Origin of the sequence: Streptomyces sp. NPDC047081 (assembly GCF_040643775.1) — a bacterium.
Taxonomy (GTDB): domain Bacteria; phylum Actinomycetota; class Actinomycetes; order Streptomycetales; family Streptomycetaceae; genus Streptomyces.
Map to the genome: position 1 here is coordinate 259,896 of NZ_JBEYUY010000011.1, position 21,537 is coordinate 281,432.

The window sequence follows — 21,537 nt, forward strand, 5'->3', positions numbered from 1 at the left end:
CGTGCCAGCCCCGAAGGTCTGGGTGACCGGTCTCACGGTGGGAGCGATCGCCGCTGTCGCCGTCCTGGCCGTGCAGGCCGACAAGGGAACGAAGCCGCACGCGGTCGCGGCCGCGCCGAGCGCGTCGGCGTCCCCGCACGCGACGCCGACGAAGCCGAAGGCACCCGCCGCGGTGCCGGACGGCTCCGGCACCGGCCGCCGTATCGTCTACTCGCTCGGGCAGAAGACGGTCTGGCTGGTCGACGCGAGCGACGCCGCCCGGCGCACCTTCGCGGTGTGGCCGGGGACGGTGAGCCCGGCCGCGGGCACGTACACGGTGGGCACCCGCACCGAGGGCCCCATCACCGGCTCGGACGGGGTGAAGGTCGAGCACATCGTCTACTTCTCCACCGCGTCCGGCGTCAACATCGCCTTCTCCAACGCGGTCGACGGCTCCTCACCGCCGCCCGCCTCCGGCACCCGTACCGGCGGCATCCGCATGAAGACGGCGGACGGCTCGGCCCTGTGGACGTTCGGGACGGCGGGCACGAAGGTCGCGGTGGTGAAGTGATGGACCGCGAACGCGCCCTCGCGACCGAACTCGCCGAATGGGCCTCGGAGCGCATCCGCCGCCCGCGCGCCACCGACGAGGTGCGGGAGAAGGCCACGCCCGCCGACATCGTCACGGACACGGACGAGGCCGTGGAGTCGTACGTACGGGAGGTGCTGCGGCGCGAGTTCCCGGAGTACGGCATCGAGGGCGAGGAGTACGGCGTCCACGAGGGCGCGGCCGGCGCCCCGCACTGGGTGATCGACCCGGTGGACGGTACGACGAACTACGCACACGGCATCGGCTGGTGCTCGTTCTCACTGGGCCTGGCGACTGGCGAGGGCAAGCCCCTGCTGGGCGTGGTGGCCGACCCGTGGCGCGGGGAGATCTTCAGCGCGGTCAAGGGCGGCGGCGCACACCTCGACGGCCGCCCGATCCACGCGGCGGCCCATTCCACCCTCACCGGCCACGCGTTCCTGACCGAGTGGGCCGCCCACGCCCACTGGCCCGGCATGGACGACCTGCTGCGCGAACTCGCCGCCCGCCACTGCACGGTACGGATCATGGGCTCCACGGCCCTGTCCCTGGTCCAGGTCGCGGCGGGGCGGGCGACGGCCGCGGCGATCGGCGAGTTCCACCCGGTGGACGCGCTGCCGCCGCTGCTGATCGCGACGGAGGCGGGAGCGGTGGCGATCCCCGAACTCCCGCCGTACGACACGCCGTTGCTGCTGGCCGCACCAGGTGTGGCGGAGGAAGCGACGGCCCTGTGGCGAAAGACGGTCCTGCGCTAGTCGCTCGCTTCCGATTCCGACTCGTCCCGCCCGAACGGCAGTTGCACCACCAGCAGCGAGACCCCGGCGAACACGAACACCCGCAACGCGGCGTCCAGCCCGTTCCAGGTCTTCGACTGCCACATCGAGAACCACTCCCCGCCGATCGCGAGGAACCCGGCGCCGAAGAGCAGCAGAAGCATCAGCAGCCCGTACGTCGAGACACTGCGGGCACGCGCGAGGTCACGCCGGATCCACAGCCAGGTGCCGTAGATCAGCACGAGCGCGGCGAGGGTCTCCCAGACGATGATGGCGACGTAAGCCGTGTTCTGCACACCGGTGTTGGTGATGGCCCGCCACATCAGGTCGTCGTCCTTGAACGTGGTGTCCATGGCCAGGACGTGCTGCACGAACGCCTGGTTGGTACCGAAGTCGGTGATGTTCCCGAAGGCTACGAGGGCGATGTAGAGCGCGACGCTCGCGGTGAGGAGGGTGGCGGTGAGATACGGCGCGCTGCGTGGGGGTGTTGTGGCCATGGCGATCATTCTTCCTGCTGTGGGCACGCTGTGCCGTACGCATTGAGCCAGAATGACGAGGAGTTGCCGGGACGAGGGGGCGGAAACGCATGGGGCAGGCGGAGCCGGACGGACAGGACGCTCGCGCCGACTTCGTGGGGCGAGAGGCCGAACTGGCCGCGTTCCGGCGGAACTTCGAGCTCGCGCCCGGACAGCGCGGCCGCCGCCTGCGCTTCCATGTGCACGGCAACTCCGGCGTCGGAAAGACCTTCCTCGTCGGCGAGTTGACCCGCCTCGCGCGCGAACGCGGGGCGCTGACGGCGTACGTCGACGAGGACGCCGGCAGCGTGCCGGACGCGCTGGAGATGATCTGCCGTCAGTTCGCGGGCCAGGGGCGCCGGTTGAAGGGGCTGGAGCGGCGGCTCGGCGTGTACCGGGAGCGGCGGCGCGAGGCCGAGGCGGCCGCCCTCGCCACGCTCACGCCCGAGCCGGAGGCGGCGTCGGCCGGCAGCAGGACCCTGGTGAACCTCGGGATCGGGGCGCTGGGCACCGCCGTGCCGGGCGCCGCCTTCGCCGCCCAGGCGCTGCCCGCGGACCGGCTCGCCCAGGGCGCGGACCGGTTGCGGGCCGGTCTCGGCGCCCGCTTCCGGGGCACCGACGACCTCGACCTCGTACGCACTCCGGAGAAGGTCCTCACCCCGGTCCTGCTCGGCGAACTGCGGGCCGCCGCCTCCGCCGTACCGGGGATCGTCCTGTTCTTCGACGTGTACGAGCGCACGGGCGCCTTCCTCGATCCCTGGCTGCACGACCTGCTCCGCAAGCCGGAGAAGCACGGCCCGCTGCCCGACTCCGTCCTCGTGGTCACCGCCGGTCAGCATCCCCTGCACGCCACCCGCTGGAGCGGCTCGGACGTCGTCGCGGATCTGCCGCTCGCGCCGTTCACCGAGGCCGAGACGCGCCGGCTGCTCGCCGGGCGGGGAGTGGTGGCCGAGCCGGTCGTCAGCGAGGTGCTGCGCCTCACCGGCGGCCTGCCCGTGCTCGTGTCGACGCTCGCGCAGGACGGCCCGGGGGACCCGGGGGAGGTGGGCGATCCGAGCGCGGACGCCGTGGACCGGTTCCTGGGCTCCGAACCCCCCGTCCGCCGTGACGTCGCCGGGCTCTGCGCGCTGCCCCGCTGGCTGGACGCGGACGTGTTCCGGGTGCTGGTCGACCTCCCGGACGGTGAACTCGACGCCCAGTACGCGTGGTTGACGAGCCTGCCGTTTGTCGGCGAGCGCGGGCCGCGGGTGCAGTACCACGACGTCGTACGGGCCCTGCTGCTGCGCTATGAGCGCCGCCACCACCCCCGCCGCTGGCCCGAGCGGCACCGGCGGCTGGCGGCCGCGTTCGGCGAGTGGCGCGCCGACGCCGAGGCCGGGCTGCCCGACGACGAGCTGTGGCAGGACGAGGAGTGGCGGGCGCTGCGCCTGGAGGAGACGTACCACCTGCTGTGCGCCCGTCCGCCGGCCGCCCTCGCGGACGCGCTGCGGCTGTTCGTGGAGGCCTGCCGGCAGGACGAGGTCGTCGGGCGGCGCTGGGCCCGGATGCTGGAGGACGCCGGGACCGCCGCCGACCACCAGGTCCTGCGCGAGCTGGGCCGGGAACTGGGCACGGCCCTCGCGGACGAGGAGACCGGGGCCCTGCGGGCCATGGACCTGCTGCTGGCCCGCCCCGGACTCGACAACACGGGCCGCGCGGCCGCCCACGCCCTGCGCGGCCGCGAGCTGCGCCACACCGGGGAGTACGCCCGCGCCCTGGAGGAGTACGACCACGCCGTCGAGCTCGATCCCGGGCTCGCCCAGGCGCACTACGGCCGTGGCTTCACCCTCCAGCTGATGGACGACTTCACCGCCTCCCTGGCCGCCCTCGACCGGGCCGACGAACTGGCCCCCGGCACCGGCTGGATCCTCGCCGCCCGCGCCGAGACCCACCGGCTGGCCGGCCACTACGAGGAGGCCGTCGCCGACTTCGGGCGCGCCGTCGCCATCGACCCGACCGACGCCGTCTCGCTGACCGGACGGGCCGTGGCACGGCACGTGCTCGGGCGGTACGACGAGGCGCTCGCCGACTTCAACCGCTCGCTGAGCATCGACGACGACCTGTGGACGCGGGTGCGCAGGGCCCGACTGCTGCGCAGCCGCGGGGAGTTGGAGCAGGCGTTCGCCGAGTTCGACCTGGCGGTCTCGCGGGCGCCCGACGCGGCCTGGATCGCCTCGGAGCGCGGCGACAACTACCGCCTGGCCGGCCGCCACGAGGACGCCGTCGCCGAACTCGGCCGCGCGCTCGCCCTCACACCCGACTACCCCTCCGCCCTGGCCAGCCGCGGCGCCTCCCTGTACGCCCTGGGCCGCGACGCGGAGGCACTGGCCGACCTGGACCGCGCGGTCGAGCTGAAGCCCGGCTACGGCTGGGCGCTGGTGATGCGGTCCCGGGTCAGGGAGCAGCTGGGCGACCGGACAGGGCAGCTCCAGGACCTGGAACGGGCGGACGCGGCGGATCCGGACACCATCTGGATCCTGCGGGAGCTCAGCAGCGCCTACCGGTACGACGGCCGTCACGAGGAAGCCCTGCGGTGTGTGAACCGCGCCCTGGAGCTGGATCCGGACGACGGGTGGGCGTACGGTCTGCGCGCCCGGGTCGGTCTTGCGACCGGGCGTGACGAGCAGGCGCTGGCCGACCTGGACCGGTGCCTGGAGACGGAGCCGGACTGGGCCCGCCGCAAGGCCGTGGAGCTGCTGATCCTCTGCGAGCGCTGGGACGAGGCGGCCGAGCGGCTGGCCGGCCCGGGGACCGAGCACCTCGACGACCTGCGCCTCGAAGTGCACCGGCACCACGGCCGATGGGACGAGGCCCGGCGCATCGCCGAGCGGCTGACCGGGATGGACCCGCTCACCGGGACGTTCGAGCTGGCCCTGACCGTGAGCCGGTCCGAGGGACTCACGGCCGCCGCACCGCACTGGCGTGAGCTGGCCCGGCACACGCGTGAGGACGGACGGCTGGGGGCTGCGGAGCGCGCACAGGGGCGCTGCTTCATCGGCTGCGCCCTCGCCGACTGGGCCGAAGCGGACGCGGGACTGGCCGAGGTGTTCGCTGCCGACCTGGGGTGGGACGGGCTGCTGAACCTGAGCGCCATCCTCACCGACCTGCTCCACAGCCCCGGCGCCGACACCACCGCCATCGCCGTACGCCTGGAGACCGTGACCCGGGCCCGGGATGCGCTGAAGGCGCGTTATGCGGACCCCGCCTGATCCTTCGCCCCTTAAACCCACCGTTCCCGTTCGATTACAGTGCTGAGCTGTCGTGCGTCACTCGGTGCCATTGGGGAGGTCTTGGTGAGTGTGGCAACCGGGGCCGTCTGGGGCCGGGTGGAGCAGCAGGATTTTCGGAGTCGGGTGCGCGGGACCCTGCTCGGGGCCGCCGTCGGGGACGCGCTCGGGGCGCCCGTCGACGGGATGGACCTGGAAGGGATCCGGGAGGCCTACGGCGCGGAGGGGCTCGTCGACCTCGGCGTGGCGTACGGGCGGCGCGGCGCCGTCACGCACCTCACGCAGCTGACCCTGTTCACCGTCGACGGGCTGATACGGGCCCAGGTACGGCGGGACACCGGCGCCTGGCATCCGCCCACCGATCTGCACCGGGCCTATCTGCGCTGGGCGGCCACCCAGCACGACTGGGGGCCCGACGAGCGCCGCAAGGACGACGGCTGGCTCGCGCGCGAGGAGTGGCTGTACGCCCGCCGGGATCCCGCCCGCTCCCTGCTGCTCGGGCTCGGCGACGAGACCATGGGGACGCTCGACGTGCCCAAGAACGCCGGCGAGGTCGGCCCCGAGGCGACGGCCCGTTCCGCGCCCTTCGGGCTGCTGGTGGGGTGGGAGCCGCAGCTCGTCGTGCAGTTGGCCGTGGAGTGCGCGGCGCAGACCCACGGGCATCCGATGGCCTACCTCGCGGCCGGCGCGTACGCCGTGATCGTGCACGGGCTGGCGCGCGGCGAGACCCTCGACGGGGCCGTCCAGCGGGCGCTGGCGCTGCTCGCCGCGCGCCCCGGGCACCAGTCGGTGTCGGACGCGCTGCAGCACGCGCTGGGCGCCGTACGGCAGGGGATGCCCACACCGCTGCGGGTCGCCGAGCTCGCCGGGGACGGTACGGCGGAGGGTGTGCTGGCGGCGGCCGTGTACTGCTCGCTGGTGGGGGAGGACGTACGGCACGGCCTGTGTCTGGCGGTCAACCAGGACGGGCCGTCGGGGGCCACCGCCGCGTTGACCGGCGGGCTGCTCGGGGCGCTGCACGGTGAGACGGCCCTGCCGCCGGCCTGGCTCGCCGAGCTGGAGGGCCGGCCGACGGTGCTGGAGCTCGCCGACGACTTCGCCATGGAGATGACCCAGGGGCCCGCGCTGCACGGGCCGGCCGGGTCGGCGCCGGGGTGGCTCGCCCGGTATCCGCGTGGGTGACGACGGACGACAGCGAGAAGGGGCCCGGCAGATGCCCGAGCCCCCTCTGCCGTACGTGGTCAGTCCTTGACCGGGGTCCTGCCCACCACGTCCTCCACGTCGCCCGCCGGAGTCGGCAGGGCCGCCGCCGCGCTGTCGTCGTCGTCCGTGTTGATCCGCTCGATGACCGCGAGCCGCTCCGGGGTGTCCTCCGGCTTCAGGTAGCCGACCAGGATGTAGAGGACGAGGGAGACGGCCAGCGGGATCGAGACCTGGTACTGGAGCGGGACGCCGCCGTCGACGTTCCAGTTGATCGGGTAGTTGACCAGCCAGAAGGCCAGCAGACCCATCGACCAGCTGGTCAGCGCCGCCGTCGGGCCGGAGCGGCGGAAGGGGCGCAGCAGGCCCAGCATCATCGGGATGGCGATCGGGCCCATGAGACCGGCGACCCACCTGATGACGACGGTGATGATGTCCTTGAAGGTCGGCGAGTTGACCTGCGTCGCCACGGCCATGGACAGGCCGAGGAAGACGACCGTGGTGACGCGGGCCGCGATCAGGCCGCTGCGTTGGCTCCACCCACGGGCCCGCTTGGAGAGCACCGGCGCCGCGTCCCGGGTGAAGACCGCCGCGATGGCGTTGGCGTCGGAGGAGCACATCGCCATCGTGTGGGAGAAGAAGCCGACGATGACCAGGCCCAACAGGCCGTGCGGCAGCAGCTGTTCGGTCATCAGGCCGTAGGAGTCGGAGCCGTCCGGCTTCTGCGCGTGGACCAGCAGCGGCGACATCCACATGGGGAAGAAGAGGACCACCGGCCAGACCAGCCACAGCGCCGCCGACAGCCGCGCCGAGCGCTCCGCGGCCCGCGGGCTGGTCGTGGCCATGTAGCGCTGGGCCTGGTTGAGCATGCCGCCGTTGTACTCGAAGAGCTTGATGAAGAGGAAGGCGAGCAGGAAGACGGTCCCGTACGGGCCGACGAGCGGTTTGCCGTGGCCGTGCAGGGCCGGCTCGTCCCAGGCGCCGAAGAAGCCGATGCCCTTGTCGTTCAGCTTCAGTACGACCGCCACGAACATCGAGATGCCGGCCAGCAACTGGATGACGAACTGGCCGAGTTCGGTCAGCGCGTCCGCCCACAGGCCGCCGATCGTGCAGTAGATCGCCGTGATGGCGCCGGTGATGAGGATGCCCTGGTTGAGCGTGACGCCGGTGAAGACGGAGAGCAGGGTGGCGATCGCCGCCCACTTCGCGCCCACGTCGACGATCTTCAGCAGCATGCCGGACCAGGCCAGCGCCTGCTGGGTCTTCAGGTCGTACCGGTTCTTCAGGTACTCGAGGGGCGAGGCCACATGGAGCCGGGAACGCAGCCGGTTGATGCGCGGCGCGAACAGCTTCGAGCCGATGGCGATGCCCAGCGCGATCGGGAAGGACCAGGTGACGAAGGACGTCACGCCGTAGGTGTAGGCGATGCCCGCGTAACCCGTGAACATCACCGCGCTGTAGCCCGACATGTGGTGCGAGATGCCGGACAGCCACCAGGGCATCTTGCCGCCGGCCGTGAAGAAGTCGCTGACGTCGTCGACGCGTTTGTGCGACCACACGCCGATCGCGACCATGACGCCGAAATAGCCGATGAGCACGGCCCAGTCGAGACCGTTCATGTACGCCTCCCAGGGGTCGACCCGGCGCTCATCGTGTGCGTTGCTGCGTGAGCACGACAAGTGAGCGTAAGGTCAAGGGGAGGTAAAAGTATTCGAGTTGATGTATCTAGTTCACCTACATGAACTCATCGCATCAGCTCCCCGGCGTTGACCAGCAAGGACTGTCCCGTGATCGCCCGCGCCCGATCCGAGGTCAGGAACACCGCCGCGTCGGCCACGTCCGCGTCCGTGGCCAGTTCCGGCAGCGCCATCCGGTCGGTCAGCCGCTTCAGCACCTCCGGCTCCGGCACGCCCTCCGTGTGCGCCGTGAACTGCAGGTACGCCTCCACCGGCGGCCCCCACATCCAGCCCGGCAGCACGGTGTTGACCCGGATCCGGTACGGCCCCAGCTCCCGCGCCAGCGAGTACATCGCGCTCGTCAGCGCCCCCTTCGAGGCCGCGTACGCGGCCTGCCGCACCTGCGAGGGCGCGGCCACCGCCGACTGCGTACCGATGAACACCACCGAACCCCCGCGCTCCTTCAGCGCCGGCAGGCACGCCCGCGTCATGCGCAGCGAGCCCAGCAGGTTCACGTCGATCACCGACTGCCAGGTCGCGAAGTCCGCGTCCTCCAGGCCGCCGAAGTAGCTGTCCCAGGCGGCCACATGGACCACCGCGTCGATCCGCCCGAACCGCTCCCGCCCCAACTCCGCGAGCGCCACGCACTGTTGCTCGTCGGTGATGTCGGTCGCCCGGTACGCCGTGTGCGCCCCGTCCGGGTCGATCTCGGCCGCGCTCTTGGCGAGGTTCGCCTCGGTGCGCGCCCCGAGCAGCGCGTTCCCGCCGTCGCGTACGACCGCCGCCGCGACCTGGTGACCGAGCCCGGCGCCGACTCCCGAGACGACGACGGTCTTGCCCGTGAGCAGTGACATCCGAGCCTCCAGGGGTATGGCCAATTATCTGACGGGGCGTCAGAGTATGGGCCGTCGGAGCAGGAAGGAAGGGGAGCGCCCATGTCCGAGGAGACCCGCAGCGACGTGTACGCCGAACTGGCCGCCGTGGGGCCGTACGGAGTCCGCCCCGGCCATGCGCTGATCACCATGGTCGAGCCGCATCCGGGGCACGAGTACGCGTACAACCGCTGGTACGAGGACGACCACTACTACGCCGGCGCGATGGCCATGCCCTGGATGTACGCCGGGCGCCGCTGGGTCGCCACCCGCGATCTCCAACTCCTGCGCTACCCCGAGAAGTCGGCGATCGCCCAGCCCGTCACCGCCGGGTGCTACATCTCGACGTACTGGATCACCGACGGCCGCTACGACGACCACATGCGCTGGACCGTCGCCATCAACAAGCGGCTCAACCGGGACGCGCGGGTCTACCAGGACCGTACACACGTCTTCACGGCGTTCCAGGACCACGAGGCGACGGTCTACCGGGACGGAGCCGCCGGCCCCCGCGACTTCCACGCCCTCGACCACCCGTACGCGGGCCTGGTGGTCGAGGTGATCGACGCCGAATCGGCCGGGCAGCGCGCGGAGTTGCTGGAGTGGCTGCGGGGGCGGCACCTGCCGAAGCGGGTCGCCGGATCACCGGCCGCGATGGTGACCGTGTTCCGGCCCACCCCGCTGCCCGGCGACCGGATGACCTACGTGAAGCAGGTGGAGGGCGTGGACACCCGGCTGACCCTGCTGTGGTTCCTGGAGGCGGATCCACGGGAGTGCTGGGCGGAGTACTTCACGGACCTGGCGGCGCCGGTCGAGGAGGCGGGGCTGGGGAGGGTGGAACTGGTGGCGCCGTTCGTCCCGACGGTGCCGGGGACGGACCGGTACGTCGACCGGTTGCGGTAGGGCACGGCCGAGCCCCCTCGGCAAGGACGGCGGGCTGGTCGAGAGGGCTCTTCCTGTGCTGCTTGTGAAGTTGTGTTGGTTGTCGGTGAAGTGGACCGAGGATCAGGAAGACCCTCCCCTTACGCCTTGATCGAGGCGACGAAGGCGTTCCACGCGTCGGCGGGGAAGGCGAGGACCGGGCCGTCGGTGACCTTGGAGTCCTGGACGGACAGGTCCTCACCGGCCGGCGACTTGACCTCGACGCAGGCTCCGTTGCCGGTGGAGTACGAGGACTTGGTCCAGGTTTCCGTGGCGCCCTGACGAATTGCCATTTTTGCTCCGTAGTGCCAGAAGACGAGTTGCTGATTTGCGCCAACCTTTGGTGTGTGGTGGCGTGATCGACGCTACTCGCCAACCTCCGCGTACGAAGCGACTATTCACTCGACTGGATGGCATATTCCAGGTGGGTCTTCCACTAAGACCCCGGGAAGGTGTACCTTACGGCCCTTCAGCGGGCGTACTCCTTCGCGATGTCCGCGATGAACTGCCGTGACTGGTCCGGATTGAGGGCCTGGGCCCGCAGGTGCTCGTACATCACGCTGTACTTCTGCACGTCGTTGGCCTTCTCCAGGTACAGGTCGCTGGTGACGCCCTCGATGTAGACGACGCTGGAGTCGGCCGCGTCCGGGAACTCCAGGATCGCGTACTGGCCGTTGAGGCCCGGGTGGGCGCCCATCTCGAAGGGGATGACCTGCACGGTGACGTGCGGCAGCTGGGACTGCTCGACGAGGTGCTCCAGCTGGTCCCGCATCAGCGAGCGGTTGCCGACCACCCGCTTCAGGGCCGCCTCGTCCATCACGGTCCACAGACGGAGCGGGTTCTCCGGGGCGGTGATTCGTTCCTGCCGGCGCAGTCGCACCTGCACCCGCTTCTCGACATCGGCGGCCGCCGTCTCCGGCAGCGCGCCCGCGATGAGCGCCTCCGCGTACTGCCGGGTCTGCAACAGCCCCGGCACGACCTGGGGATCGTAGACCCGCAGACTGGCGGCGTCCGTCTCAAGGCCGATGTAGACGCTGTAAGGGATGTCGCCGAACGAATGCCACCACCCCTGCTGCCGCGAGTCCTTGGCCATCTGCATCAGGGAGTCGACGATCCGGTGGTCCTCGACCTCGTACACCCCGCACAGATCCCGGACGTCCCGCTGGCTGATGCTCCGCCGCCCGTTCTCCAGGCGGCTGATCTTCGACTGCGACACCAGCAGCCGCTCGGCGACCTCTTCGGCCGTCATGCCCTTGAGCTCACGGAGCCGGCGCAGCTCCTGGCCCAGCCGGCGCCGCCGGACGGTGGGATTGACATTGGACGCCACGGGACGTGCACCTCCGGCTGCGGACCTCTGGTTACCACTTTGCGTATCTGCTGTTGAGCAGACTGCCACCAAGGTGCTTACTACCGCTGGGAAACTGTGGATATGCGCTGGATACGCACCAGTTCGCGATCCGGGCGTGATCTGTGGGGCGTTCGCGAGGGCGATCGCGGGCCGACCCGGCGACGATCCGGCCCCGAAATGCGGCCGCGCGGGGCAGCGGGACCGTTTCGCCTTCCGCGGCTGCGGACGACGTACGGACTCACTGCCCCGCGCGGCCAGCGGCTCCCGTACCGGGTATCGGGGACTGCTGTCGTCGTGGGACTGCGGCTCAGTGGGCCACGACGCGCGCCATGGAACCGCGGCGCGGCTGCATCGGAACACCACGAGCGGGTTCCGGTGCGGGTCGGGTCGGTCCGGCGGGGGCCTGACGGCCGGCCGGGGCCGGGCTGCGGCGCGGCTGGGCCGCCACGCCGTTCTGGACGTCCATCACCGCGTGCGCGACGAGACCGCCCATGGGGTCGTGCCTGATCAGATCCCGCAGCCGGGACCGGGACGAACGTCCCTCATTCCCCGGATACAGGTGCTTGCCGAGGCCGACCGCGTGTGCCAGGGCGGCGAGCGCCGCGGTCCGTGGGTCCGGCGGTACGCCGGTCCGGATCGCGGAATCCAGCCGGGCCCTGATCTCCCGGCTGATGGCGGTGTCCGTCGCCTGGTAACGAGTCGTCGGCAGCACCCCGCACATCTGACCGGCCACGGCATGCACCATGCCGCACCGCTCCAGATGCGAGAGGTAGGTCTGGCGCAGCCCAAGGCGCGGCCCGCCAATCCAGTTCACTGCCCGCACGGGAGCGCCACGCCTTCGCAGCAACTCCAACGCGCAGTCCAATGTTGGATCTCCAGTCGGCCGTGGGGCTACCACGGCGATACGATCCCCGTCTGGGGCTATCCGTCCGGCCAGCGCCAGCTCCACTAGCTGTGCTCCGGCCAGACCGAGGTCGAGCGACTGCGGCTGTGCAGTGGTACCCGTGGCCGGGTCCAGTGCCAGCAGCAGAAGCTCCTCCGGAAGTGTTCTGCGGCTCCTGCCCATCCATGCCTCCCCGCGTGGATGAAAGACAGGGTGACCCCTCTCACATTGGTCTGTCGAGGGTGCGTGACCTGTTTGTGAGGGAACCGGTAGGTATGTCGTTCTCGTCTACCGCAGGGGTTAAGCCCGCACACAGGACACTGGTACATGGTTCGGACAGCGCGTCGAAGCGGTGTGAAGCGGTGTGCCGGGCGGCTTGACTCACGTAATCACGGATTCACGGTTCGGTTGTTCGGTTGACGGGTTCGGCGGTCGCGTGCGGGGCATGCGGCGGCACATGGAGGAGGCATCGGTGGCGGGCGAGTCCCCCGACAGGTCGAAGAAGCGCGAGTCGTCGGCAGAACCGACGTCGGGGAGCGCGGGTCCGGTTCCGGAGGCGAGGACGGAGGATGCCGGCGCCCGGGATCCCCGCCTGGCGGTGGCCCGGGAGGGCGGCGAGTCGTCGTCGGCAGCGCGGGGTGGTGTGGACACGGCGACTCGGGTTTTCTCGGTACGGGATCTGGTGAGCGGGGGCTCTGACGGGGCCGGGGTGGCTGCGGAAGGCAACGGGGCTGCTGCGGACGCGGAGGGGGTCGCGGGAGTGTCCGGGGCTGCCGAGGCTGGTGCTGGGGAGTCTGGGGGCGGTTCGGGGGTCGGTGCCGGTGCCGCTGCCGGAGAGCCTGCGGGTGCTTCGCAGGGCGGTGCTCGGGAATCTGAGGGTGTTTCGGGTGCCGGTGTCGGGGACTCGGAGGATTTGGACGGTTCCGAGGGCGGCGCTGCGGACGGCGGTGACGTTTCCTCGGCGGGGACGACTACGGCCGATGGTGATGAGGTGACTGACGGCGAGCGGGGCGGGACGTCGGGTGGCAACGGTGACGGCTCGGGTGACGCGCGGCTGAGGGCGGCTGTGGCGGCCTGGGTGCGGTCGGGAGACGCCGGGGGCTCCAAGGACGCCACGGGGGGCGCCAAGGGCGGGAAGACGGCCGAGGAGGCCGCTGAGACGCCTGTGGCGGACGCCGACGAGACGGCGGGCGAGCCGGAGGCCGGGGTTCCGGTGGAGGGCGCGTCGGGGAGCGGCGGCTCTGCCGAGGAGGACGGAGCGGACAGCGCGGCTGCCGCCGAGGGTACGACTGATGCCGGGGCCGGTGACGGCGCGGCTGCCGCGGAGGCCGAGGACGCCGAGCCCGGGGCGGATGCCGACGCGGACGAGGTGTCCGGGACGGTTGCCGCCGACACGGCGGCGGGAGACACCGCGGATGCGGATGCGGAAGGTGCCGCGGGCGAACCCGCGCCTGCCGAGCACGTCTCCGCGCCCGCGGATGGCGATGCGGCAGGTGCCACGGAGGACGCCGAGCGCGCCGCCGCCCCTGCGCTCGCGGACGGCGATGCCACGCGCGCCACGGAAGACAGCGAGCCCGGCGCCGACATCCCCGCGGACGTCGACACGGCGGGCCCCGAGGCCGAGGCCGCGGAGGCCGATGCGGCGCGCACGGAGACCGCTGCCGGGGCCGAGTCGGCTGCTGGCGAGCCTGCTGATGCCGAGCGAGTTCACGCCGAGCCCGCTGACGCCGAGCGCGCCGACGACGAGCCTGCCGATGCGAAGCCGGTCGATGCCGCACCCGCTGCCGACTCCGCCTCCGAGACCGACACCGCGCCCGAAGACTCCACCTCTGGAGAGTCCACCCCCGAGGACTCCACCCCTGGGGATTCCACCCCTCGGGACTCCACCTCGGAAGACTCCGCCCCCAAGGACCCTGCCCCCCAGGACCCCGAGGACCTCGCCCCCGAAGACGCCACGCCCGCCACACCCGCACCCGCCAAACCCGCACCCGCCAAGCCCACACCCGCACCCGCACCCGCCGACGGCGATCCCGCCCCACAAGGGCCACCCGCACCCGACGACGAAAGTGGCACGGGTCGGGCGGGTGGGCGCGGTAAGGCGGTGGATCAGCCGACCGCCGTTTTCAAGCGGCCCAAGCCTCCCGTCGATCAGCCGACCACCATGTTGAAGCTCGGGGACATCAAGGCGGATCCCGAGCGCACCAGCAAGTTCGTCGCGCTGAAGCCCCTCGACGACCCGGCGACCAAGACGCCCCGGCCCGCCCCGGCGGACGCCACGGCCCCGGTCCCCCAGGTCGGCCCCGAGCGGACCTCGCAGCAGCCGCTCCCCCCGAAGCCCCCGCTCGACCTCCTGGCCGAGCTCACGAACACCCCGCCGCCACCCCAGACCCCGGTCCGCACGATCGTCCGGCGCGTCAAGATCTGGACCCCCCTGGTCCTCCTTCTCGCCGTCATCTTTGCGATCGTGCAGGCAGTCCGCCCCCTGCCCACCCCCACCCTCGCCCTCACCGCCGAGGACTCGTACACCTTCGAGGGCAGCGGCACGAACCTCCCGTGGCCCAGCGAAGGCCAGGGCCGGCTCGACGTCAACGGCATCGGCACCATGGGCACCTTCGGCAAGCAGACCCCCGTCGCCATCGGCTCCGTCGCCAAAGCCATGACCGCGTACATCGTCCTCAAGGACCACCCCCTCAAGTCCGGCCAGGACGGCCCGAAGATCACGGTCGACGCGCTCGCCGAGAAGGAGGCCGGGTACTACAAGGACGGCGAGTCGACCCTGACGACCGTCAAGGAGGGCGACGTACTCACCGAGAAGGAAGCCCTCTCGGCGATCATGATCCCGTCCGCCAACAACATCGCCCGTCTGCTGGCGCGCTGGGACGCCGGCACCGAGGCCGCGTTCATCAAGAAGATGAACGACACCGCCAAGGAACTCGGGATGACGGGGACGACGTACACCGACGCCTCGGGCCTGAAGGAGACCACCGTCTCCACCGCCTCCGACCAGGTGAAACTCGGCAACGAGCTGGTGAAGATCCCGGCCCTGACGGACATCACCAAGCTCCCCACCTGGGTCGACCCGTCCGGCAAGAAGTGGGACAACTACAACCGCCTCGTCCCGTACAACGGCGCCATCGGCATCAAGACGGGCACGACCACGAAGGCCGGCGGCAATCTCCTCTTCGCCGCCACCAAGGAGGTCGGCGGCGAGACCGTCACCGTCGTCGGCGCGATCCTCGGCCAGCACACCGCGCCGATCATCGACACCGTCAACGCGGTGAGCAAGACGGCGATGCTGGCGGCCCAGGACGCCCTGAAGTCGGCGAAGATCCTGAAGAAGGGCGAGGTCGTCGGATACGTGGACGACAAGCTCGGCGGCCACACCCCCATCGTCGTCACCAAGGACGTCACCGCGGTCGGCTGGTCCGGCCTCAAGGTGAAGCTCTCCTTCGACGGCGACGACGTACCGCACACCGCGAAGGCCGGCACCCAGGTCGGCACGCTCACCGTCGGCGACGGCAGCAACGGCGCGGTCAAGGTCCCGGTGGCCCTCCAGAAGGACCTCACGGAACCCGGCTTCTCCGCCAAGCTGAAGCGCCTCGCCTGAGCAGCCGTAACACCTCGCCCATCGCAGCCCGTCGGCGGGCCCACCTGGGAGCCTTCCGACGGGCTGCGTGCTAGCGTCACGAAACGGGGCAGGTGCCGCTCGCGGGGCGCGGGCGGGGTACCCAACGGGACGCGGCCGTCAACGGACGGCCGACGGGACGCGTCCCAGAAGAGAAGACAGGACACCCACGGGGAGTGCCTACAGGTGGCCACTGCGGAGCCGACACGCGCCGACGACGCCGATCCGGGCCCGGGAACCGGCCCGCGAATACGCGTGCCCGCACCGCGCGAGCAGCGGCCCGAGCCCGCCTCCGCGACCACCCGTCCGGACGAGGCGTCCAGAGCGACGCGCGCCTTCCACGCCCTGCGTGAGCGTCTCCTGCGCCACCCGGTGCTCTCCCTCACCGCTCTTTCCGGCGTCCTCCACATCGTCTGGTTCTTCACGTTCGCGAACAGCGGCGGCGACCTCGCGGCCCAGGACGCCTGGGCCGAGTTCGTCGGCCGCCACCCCGACTCCGCGTACAACCTCGCCTGGTACGGCGGCATGCACCCGGTGTCGTACAGCATCGTGTCGCCGTACCTGATGTCCGTCCTGGGCGTTCGGACGACGATGATGCTGGCCGGGACGGTCTCGGCGGGCCTGCTGACCATGATCCTGCTGCGCAGCCGCTCGGTGAGGAACCCGCTGTGGGCCTCGCTCGCGGGCGTCTTCGCCTTCCTCTGCAACGCGGCCTCGGGGCGCGTGACCTTCGGCCTCGGCACGGTCTTCGCGCTCGGCGCGGTCGCCGTGGTGTTCTGCTGGCCCCACCGGCTGCGGTACAGGCGCTGGGCGAAGGCCGCGTGTGCCGCCCCGCTCGCCGCCCTCGCCACCATGTCCTCGCCGGTCGCGGGTCTGTTCGTGGGGCTGGTGGCCGTGGCGCTGTTCCTGCAGAAGCGCCGCCCGGGCGCCTGGGCGCTCGGTATCGCCCCGGCCGTGGTCGTCGCCCTGTCGGCCTGGCTGTTCCCCTTCGCGGGCACCCAGCCGATGCGGTTCGCCTCGGTGATCCTGCCCTTCCTGTACGCGGTCTTCGTCTTCGTGCTCGTCCCCAAGGAGTGGGTGACGGTCCGCCTGACCTCCGCGGTGTACGGCCTCGCGGTGCTCGGCGTGTGGATCGTCAGCTCGCAGATCGGCTCCAACATCACCCGCCTGGCGATGCTGTTCGCCGGGGTCGCGCTGGTCGCGGCGCTGCCCTTCCAGGTCCGCCGCTCGCGCCGGTGGTGGCTGGCGGTGGTGGCGATCGCCGGCTTCACCTTCTGGATCGGCTTCAAGTCGGTCGACGACGTCGTCCATACGACGCCCACCGCGTCCTGGGCGCGCGAGCTGGCCCCGCTGGTGAACCAGCTCCAGAAGGTCGGCGCCGCCAAGGGCCGCGTCGAGGTCGTACCGGCCGCCTCCCACCGCGAGGCCTCCGCCCTCGCCCCGTACGTCAACCTGGCCCGCGGCTGGAACCGCCAGGCCGACATGGAACGCAACCCCCTCTTCTACGACGACACGCTGAACTCGGCGAACTACCACGAGTGGCTCCAGCGCTGGGCCGTGCACTTCGTCGTGCTGCCCAAGGACGAGCCGGACGGCGACGGCGGCGAGCGGGAGCGGGAACTCGTCCAGCGCGGGATGCCGTATCTGAAGCAGATCTGGGGCGACGCCAACTGGCAGCTGTTCCAGGTCACCGACCCGGCCCCGCTCGCCGAGCCGAACGCCTCCGTCGACCGCGCCGAGCAGGGCGAGATGACCATGGAGGTCAAGAAGGCCGGCCGCGTCCTCATCCGGATCCCGTACTCGCCGTGGCTGAGCATCGTCGACGCCGAGGGCAAGAAGCTCAAGCCGCCCCAGGAGACCCAGGCCTCCAAGCACCGGGCCGACGGCGAGCCGAAGTCGTACGACAACGTCAACGGCTGCCTGATGGAGACGGAGAAGGACGCGAACGGCGACAAGTGGACCATGCTGATCGCCCCGAAGCCGGGCACGTACCGCCTGGCGGCGCCCTACACGCTGCCGCGCGGCACGCCGTGCCCGGACGAGCTCAAGAAGTGAGCGGCGGCCGCCTGATCAGCGGGGCTGCCTGACCGGGAAGGACACGTCGCACACGTCGTCCTCCGGGCCCGCCGCGTCCCAGTCCGCGAAGTAGACCTCCCGGCAGGGGCCGGCCATCTCCAGGCCCTCCTGGGCCATCCAGTGCTCGACCGCCTCGAAGGCGGCGATGATCTGGGGGTGCGCCACCTGCGCCTTGGTGATGCGGGTGAAGGCGAGCCGCTGGGCCGGTTCCACCCGCACCTTCGTCTCCCAGGGCCGCCCGTGCGCCTCGGCCCACGCCCTCGCCGCCGCCCCGTCCGCCACCGGCACGCAGGACTCGGCGGGACCGTCGCTCTCCATCGACACCTCGGAGTGGTAGACGACGTACGGCGCAGCCGTCACCCCCGCCGCACTCCCGCGCCGCCTTCTCCAGCCGCCCCAGCGACGCGCCGATCCACGCCGGCAGCTCGTCCGCGAGCGTGTGCCTGGTCTCGGTGATCACCACGCGCTCGGGCACGTCCACCGTCTCGACCACGAACTTCCCGTACATCTCGGAGCTCCTCCCCGACAGTCGTCCACGGAGGTACTCGGCGAGCGTCCGCTGCCCCGCGATGCGCGTCTCGACGTCCGCCCAGTACGCGCCGAGCAGCCCGGCCGCCTCGGTCCCGTCCGCCTCGACCACCTCGGCGATCCTGGCGAGCGGCATGTCGAGCTGGCGCAGCAGGGCCACCAGCCGGGCGCGTTCCACCTGGCCTGCGCGGTAGTAGCGGTAGCCGCTGGCCTCGTCGACGTGCGCCGGGGCCAGCAGGCCGAGGCGGTCGTACAGCCGCAGCGCCTTGGCCGAGAGCCGGGCCCGGGCCGCGAACGCGCCGATCGTGAGCAGTTCGTCGTCCACGACAGCCATCCTCCGTCACCGGGCGGACCCGTTCCGCCCGACGACGAGGAGGCTCGTCCCTGCCCCAGGGGCAAGGTCAACACATGCCTAGCCGAGGGCGCCTTCGACGGCCGTCACGATCTCCGTCGCCTCCGGCTCGGTCTGCGGGGAGAAACGGGCGACGACCTGGCCGTCGCGGCCGACCAGGAACTTCTCGAAGTTCCAGCGGATGTCGCCGGTGTGGCCCTCGGCGTCGGCGAAGCCGGTGAGGCGGTCGTAGAGCTGGTGCCGGCCCTCGCCGTTCACCTCGACCTTCTCGGTCAGCGGGAAGGTCACGCCGTACGTCGCCGAGCAGAACTCGGCGATCTCCTCGGCGCTGCCCGGCTCCTGCCCCAGGAACTGGTTGCAGGGCACGCCGAGGACGGTGAAGCCCTGCTCGGCGTAGCGCTCGTGGAGCTTCTCCAGCCCGTTGTACTGCGGGGTGAGGCCGCACTTGGAAGCCACGTTCACGATGAGGACGACCTTGCCCGCGAACTGCGGGAGGTCGGCGGAGCCGCCGGTGAGAGCACCGATCTCGACGTCGAGGGGAGAGGAACTGGCATCTGTAGTCATAAGCGGATGCTAACTCCCCTTAGTGGACACCCGGTTTCCGCTCCCGGTCACCGGGCAGCCGCACGCTTCCCGTCGTCGACCCGCTCCCCGACGCCTCCACGAGCACCTCCCCCGCCGCCGTCCGCGTGTACAGCACCGAGCGGCCCGCCCGCCGGCGTTCCACCAGCCCCGCGTCCAGCAGCACCCTCAGATGGCGGCCGACCGAGCCGAGGCCCTGGCCGGTCACCGCCACCAACTGGCTCGTGCTCAGCGGCGAGGCGAGGAGGACGAGCACCGTGGCCCGCGCGGGGCCCAGCAGCGCGGCCAGGCTCGCGGGGGCGGGCCGGGCGGCTGGGTCGGCGAGCGCGCCCGCGCAGGCGTACACGATGGCGTACCGCGCGGGCTCCTCCCAGGCCACCCAGCCCGCCTTGGGCGTCACCGGTACGAAGACCAGCTCGGCGCCGGAGATCTCGCGCGGCGGGTACTCGTGCAGGTTCACCTGGAGCCGGTTCTCGCCGAGCCACCTGGTCCGCCCCGGCCGCAGCCCGTCCAGCACGGCCGCCCACCCTCCCTGCCCGAACCGCGCGGTACGGGCGACGACATCGGCCTCCAGCACGCGCCGCCGCCGCTCCCAGGTCGGCCGTACGCCCGTCTCCCAGACGTACTCCAGGAGCGCCGCCGCCCGCTCGGGCAGGTCGTCGCCGTGGAGCTCGGCCGGGAGCGGGGTGCCGGGGCGGTGGTCGGTGGCGAGGGAGACGGCGAGCTGGTCGCGGACCTCGGCCGCGGGGACCGCCCGGACGCGGGCCACGCCCGCCTCGAAGGACTCGCCGTCGCGGGGTGTGGGCGTGAGGAAGTCCGCGTTCCAGTTCCGGGCGAGCCCGGCCCGGACCAGGTGCGCGGTCACGGGGTCGGCGGCCAGCAGCGCGCGGTAGCCCGGCAGGTGCGCGCGCAGCCAGGCCCGCTCGCCGGGGTGCGTGCCGGCGCCGGCGTGCAGCAGCTTGAGGCAGGCGAAGGTCTCGGCGAGCGGCGAGATCACGAACCTGCTGCTCGCGAGGGTGTCGGCGTTCAGCTGCCACCAGCCCATGCGAACGCCCCCTTCTCCGTGCCCCACCTTTCGCCGTCACGCGAAACATTACTGGCCGTCGCCGGGTCGTCTGAGACTCCACCGCATGCGCAGTTACCAGGACCTCTTCCGCACCCCGGAGTTCACGCCCCTCTTCCTCTCCTCCGCGCTGCAGAGCGCCGGGCAGACCGTCGGCGGCCTCGCCATCGGCACGCTCGTGTACGCGGCGACCGACTCTCCGCTCCTGTCGGCGGTCAGCATGTTCACCCCGCAGCTGGCCCAGGTGCTCGGCGCGACGACCCTGCTGTCGGCCGCCGACCGGATCCCGCCGCGCGCCGCGCTGACGGGCATCGCGCTCGCGTACGGGCTGGGCACGGCCGTGCTCGCGCTGCCCGGTCTGCCGGTGTGGGCGGTCTTCCCGGTGATCCTGCTGCTCGGCCTGATCGCCTCGCTCGGCGGCGGGGTGCGCTGGGGGCTCCTCAACGAGATCCTGGCCAAGGACGGCTATCTGCTGGGGCGTTCGGTGTTCAACATGATGAGCGGCCTCACGCAGGTCCTCGGGTTCGCTACGGGCGGTGTCCTGGTCGCCGCCCTCTCCCCGCGCACCGCGCTCCTGCTGTCCGCCCTGCTGTACCTGCTGACGGCCCTCGGCGCGCGCCTCGGCCTCGCCGCCCGTCCGCCGCGCGCGAGCGGCCGCCCGTCCATCGCGGCGACCTGGCGCACCAACGCCCTCCTGTGGTCCTCCCGCCCCCGCCGCCTCACCTACCTCGGCCTGTGGCTCCCCAACGGCCTGGTCGTCGGCTGCGAATCGCTCTTCGTGTCGTACGACCCCGGGTCCGCGGGCACGCTGTTCGCGGCGGCGGCACTGGGCATGCTGCTGGGGGACGTGACCGTCGGCCGGCTGGTCCCGCCCGCCGTACGCCCCCGGCTGGCCACACCCCTGCTGCTGCTCCTCGCCGGTCCGTACCTCCTCTTCGCCCTGCACCCGGCGACTCCCGTGGCCGCGGTGGCCGCCGCCCTCGCCTCCGTCGGCTTCGGCGCGAGCCTGGTGCAGCAGGAGCGCCTGATGGCCCTCACCCCGGACGAGCTCTCCGGCCACGCCCTGGGTCTGCACTCCTCCGGCATGCTGACCATGCAGGGAGTGGCGGCGACCCTGGCGGGCTCCGTCGCTCAACTCACCTCTCCCGCAACGGCGATGACGGTCATGGCGGGCGCGTCGGCGGCGGTTACGGTGACGCTGGTGGCGGCCGGCAGGCGGCGACCCGTGCCCGAGCCGCAGCCGGCGTGAGCACGCCGTCTTTCGCCGTACGTCCCGTCCCGCGAGGATGGCG

Annotated in this window: 16 protein-coding genes and 1 pseudogene; 8 read left to right on the forward strand and 9 right to left on the reverse strand. The window is 71.8% G+C overall.

Annotation, left to right across the window (positions count from 1 at the left end; all coding sequences use genetic code 11):
* The first annotated feature begins 1 nt into the window (after nt 1).
* A complete protein-coding gene (locus ABZ848_RS23050; protein WP_360834626.1) occupies nt 2–550 on the forward strand; it encodes a hypothetical protein in 549 nt (182 codons plus the stop codon).
* A complete protein-coding gene (locus ABZ848_RS23055) occupies nt 550–1,320 on the forward strand; it encodes an inositol monophosphatase family protein (protein ID WP_360834628.1) in 771 nt (256 codons plus the stop codon). The genes ABZ848_RS23050 and ABZ848_RS23055 overlap by 1 nt, the downstream gene beginning before the upstream one ends.
* Here the strand turns inward: ABZ848_RS23055 and ABZ848_RS23060 are convergent.
* The gene (locus ABZ848_RS23060; RefSeq protein WP_360834630.1) at nt 1,317–1,835 is read right to left on the reverse strand and encodes a DUF2165 domain-containing protein; all 519 of its coding nucleotides are present in this window, start codon (nt 1,833–1,835) and stop codon (nt 1,317–1,319) included. The genes ABZ848_RS23055 and ABZ848_RS23060 overlap by 4 nt on opposite strands.
* 89 nt (nt 1,836–1,924) lie before the next feature.
* Here ABZ848_RS23060 and ABZ848_RS23065 point away from each other — a divergent pair, with 89 nt between their 5' ends.
* Nucleotides 1,925–5,101, forward strand: a complete 3,177-nt coding sequence (locus tag ABZ848_RS23065; protein WP_360834632.1) for a tetratricopeptide repeat protein — start codon at nt 1,925–1,927, stop codon at nt 5,099–5,101.
* Between the two features lie 84 nt (nt 5,102–5,185).
* Nucleotides 5,186–6,301 carry an ADP-ribosylglycohydrolase family protein gene (locus ABZ848_RS23070; protein ID WP_360834634.1) on the forward strand — a complete coding sequence of 372 codons (1,116 nt, stop codon included), beginning with the start codon at nt 5,186–5,188 and terminating at the stop codon, nt 6,299–6,301.
* 59 nt (nt 6,302–6,360) lie between these two features.
* Here ABZ848_RS23070 and ABZ848_RS23075 read toward each other — a convergent pair whose 3' ends face one another.
* A complete protein-coding gene (locus ABZ848_RS23075; protein WP_360834636.1) occupies nt 6,361–7,938 on the reverse strand; it encodes a sodium:solute symporter family protein in 1,578 nt (525 codons plus the stop codon).
* A gap of 125 nt (nt 7,939–8,063) precedes the next feature.
* Nucleotides 8,064–8,849 (reverse strand): SDR family oxidoreductase, encoded by a 786-nt coding sequence (locus ABZ848_RS23080; protein ID WP_360834638.1) that lies wholly within the window; start codon nt 8,847–8,849, stop codon nt 8,064–8,066.
* Between the two features lie 81 nt (nt 8,850–8,930).
* Here ABZ848_RS23080 and ABZ848_RS23085 point away from each other — a divergent pair, with 81 nt between their 5' ends.
* Nucleotides 8,931–9,770, forward strand: coding sequence for a hypothetical protein (locus ABZ848_RS23085; RefSeq protein ID WP_360834640.1), 840 nt, complete (start codon nt 8,931–8,933; stop codon nt 9,768–9,770).
* Nucleotides 9,771–9,889: 119 nt separating this feature from the next.
* Here the strand turns inward: ABZ848_RS23085 and ABZ848_RS23090 are convergent, their stop codons facing one another.
* From ABZ848_RS23090 to ABZ848_RS23100, 3 genes are all read right to left on the reverse strand, one after another.
* A complete protein-coding gene (locus tag ABZ848_RS23090) occupies nt 9,890–10,081 on the reverse strand; it encodes a DUF397 domain-containing protein (protein WP_360834642.1) in 192 nt (63 codons plus the stop codon).
* A gap of 176 nt (nt 10,082–10,257) precedes the next feature.
* Entirely contained in the window at nt 10,258–11,115 is an 858-nt protein-coding gene (locus ABZ848_RS23095) for a helix-turn-helix transcriptional regulator (RefSeq protein WP_360834644.1), read from the reverse strand.
* A gap of 328 nt (nt 11,116–11,443) precedes the next feature.
* The gene (locus ABZ848_RS23100) at nt 11,444–12,202 is read right to left on the reverse strand and encodes a GPP34 family phosphoprotein (RefSeq protein ID WP_360834646.1); all 759 of its coding nucleotides are present in this window, start codon (nt 12,200–12,202) and stop codon (nt 11,444–11,446) included.
* Between the two features lie 274 nt (nt 12,203–12,476).
* Between ABZ848_RS23100 and ABZ848_RS23105 the strand changes: the two genes are divergently transcribed.
* Both ABZ848_RS23105 and ABZ848_RS23110 read left to right on the forward strand, forming a co-directional pair.
* Nucleotides 12,477–15,626 carry a D-alanyl-D-alanine carboxypeptidase gene (locus ABZ848_RS23105; RefSeq protein WP_360834733.1) on the forward strand — a complete coding sequence of 1,050 codons (3,150 nt, stop codon included), beginning with the start codon at nt 12,477–12,479 and terminating at the stop codon, nt 15,624–15,626.
* A 204-nt stretch (nt 15,627–15,830) separates the two neighbouring features.
* Nucleotides 15,831–17,699: an MFS transporter gene (locus ABZ848_RS23110; protein WP_360834648.1), complete on the forward strand. Its 1,869-nt coding sequence runs from the start codon at nt 15,831–15,833 to the stop codon at nt 17,697–17,699.
* A 15-nt stretch (nt 17,700–17,714) separates the two neighbouring features.
* On the opposite strand, the pseudogene ABZ848_RS23115 reads toward ABZ848_RS23110, so the two are convergent.
* The 3 genes and pseudogenes from ABZ848_RS23115 to ABZ848_RS23125 form a co-directional block, all read right to left on the reverse strand.
* Nucleotides 17,715–18,582, reverse strand: a pseudogene (locus ABZ848_RS23115) (MerR family transcriptional regulator).
* 78 nt (nt 18,583–18,660) lie between these two features.
* Nucleotides 18,661–19,164 (reverse strand): glutathione peroxidase, encoded by a 504-nt coding sequence (locus ABZ848_RS23120; RefSeq protein ID WP_360834650.1) that lies wholly within the window; start codon nt 19,162–19,164, stop codon nt 18,661–18,663.
* Between the two features lie 19 nt (nt 19,165–19,183).
* Nucleotides 19,184–20,227, reverse strand: coding sequence for an ArsR family transcriptional regulator (locus ABZ848_RS23125; protein ID WP_360834652.1), 1,044 nt, complete (start codon nt 20,225–20,227; stop codon nt 19,184–19,186).
* A gap of 85 nt (nt 20,228–20,312) precedes the next feature.
* Here ABZ848_RS23125 and ABZ848_RS23130 point away from each other — a divergent pair, with 85 nt between their 5' ends.
* Nucleotides 20,313–21,494: an MFS transporter gene (locus ABZ848_RS23130; RefSeq protein WP_360834654.1), complete on the forward strand. Its 1,182-nt coding sequence runs from the start codon at nt 20,313–20,315 to the stop codon at nt 21,492–21,494.
* Nucleotides 21,495–21,537 lie beyond the last annotated feature (43 nt).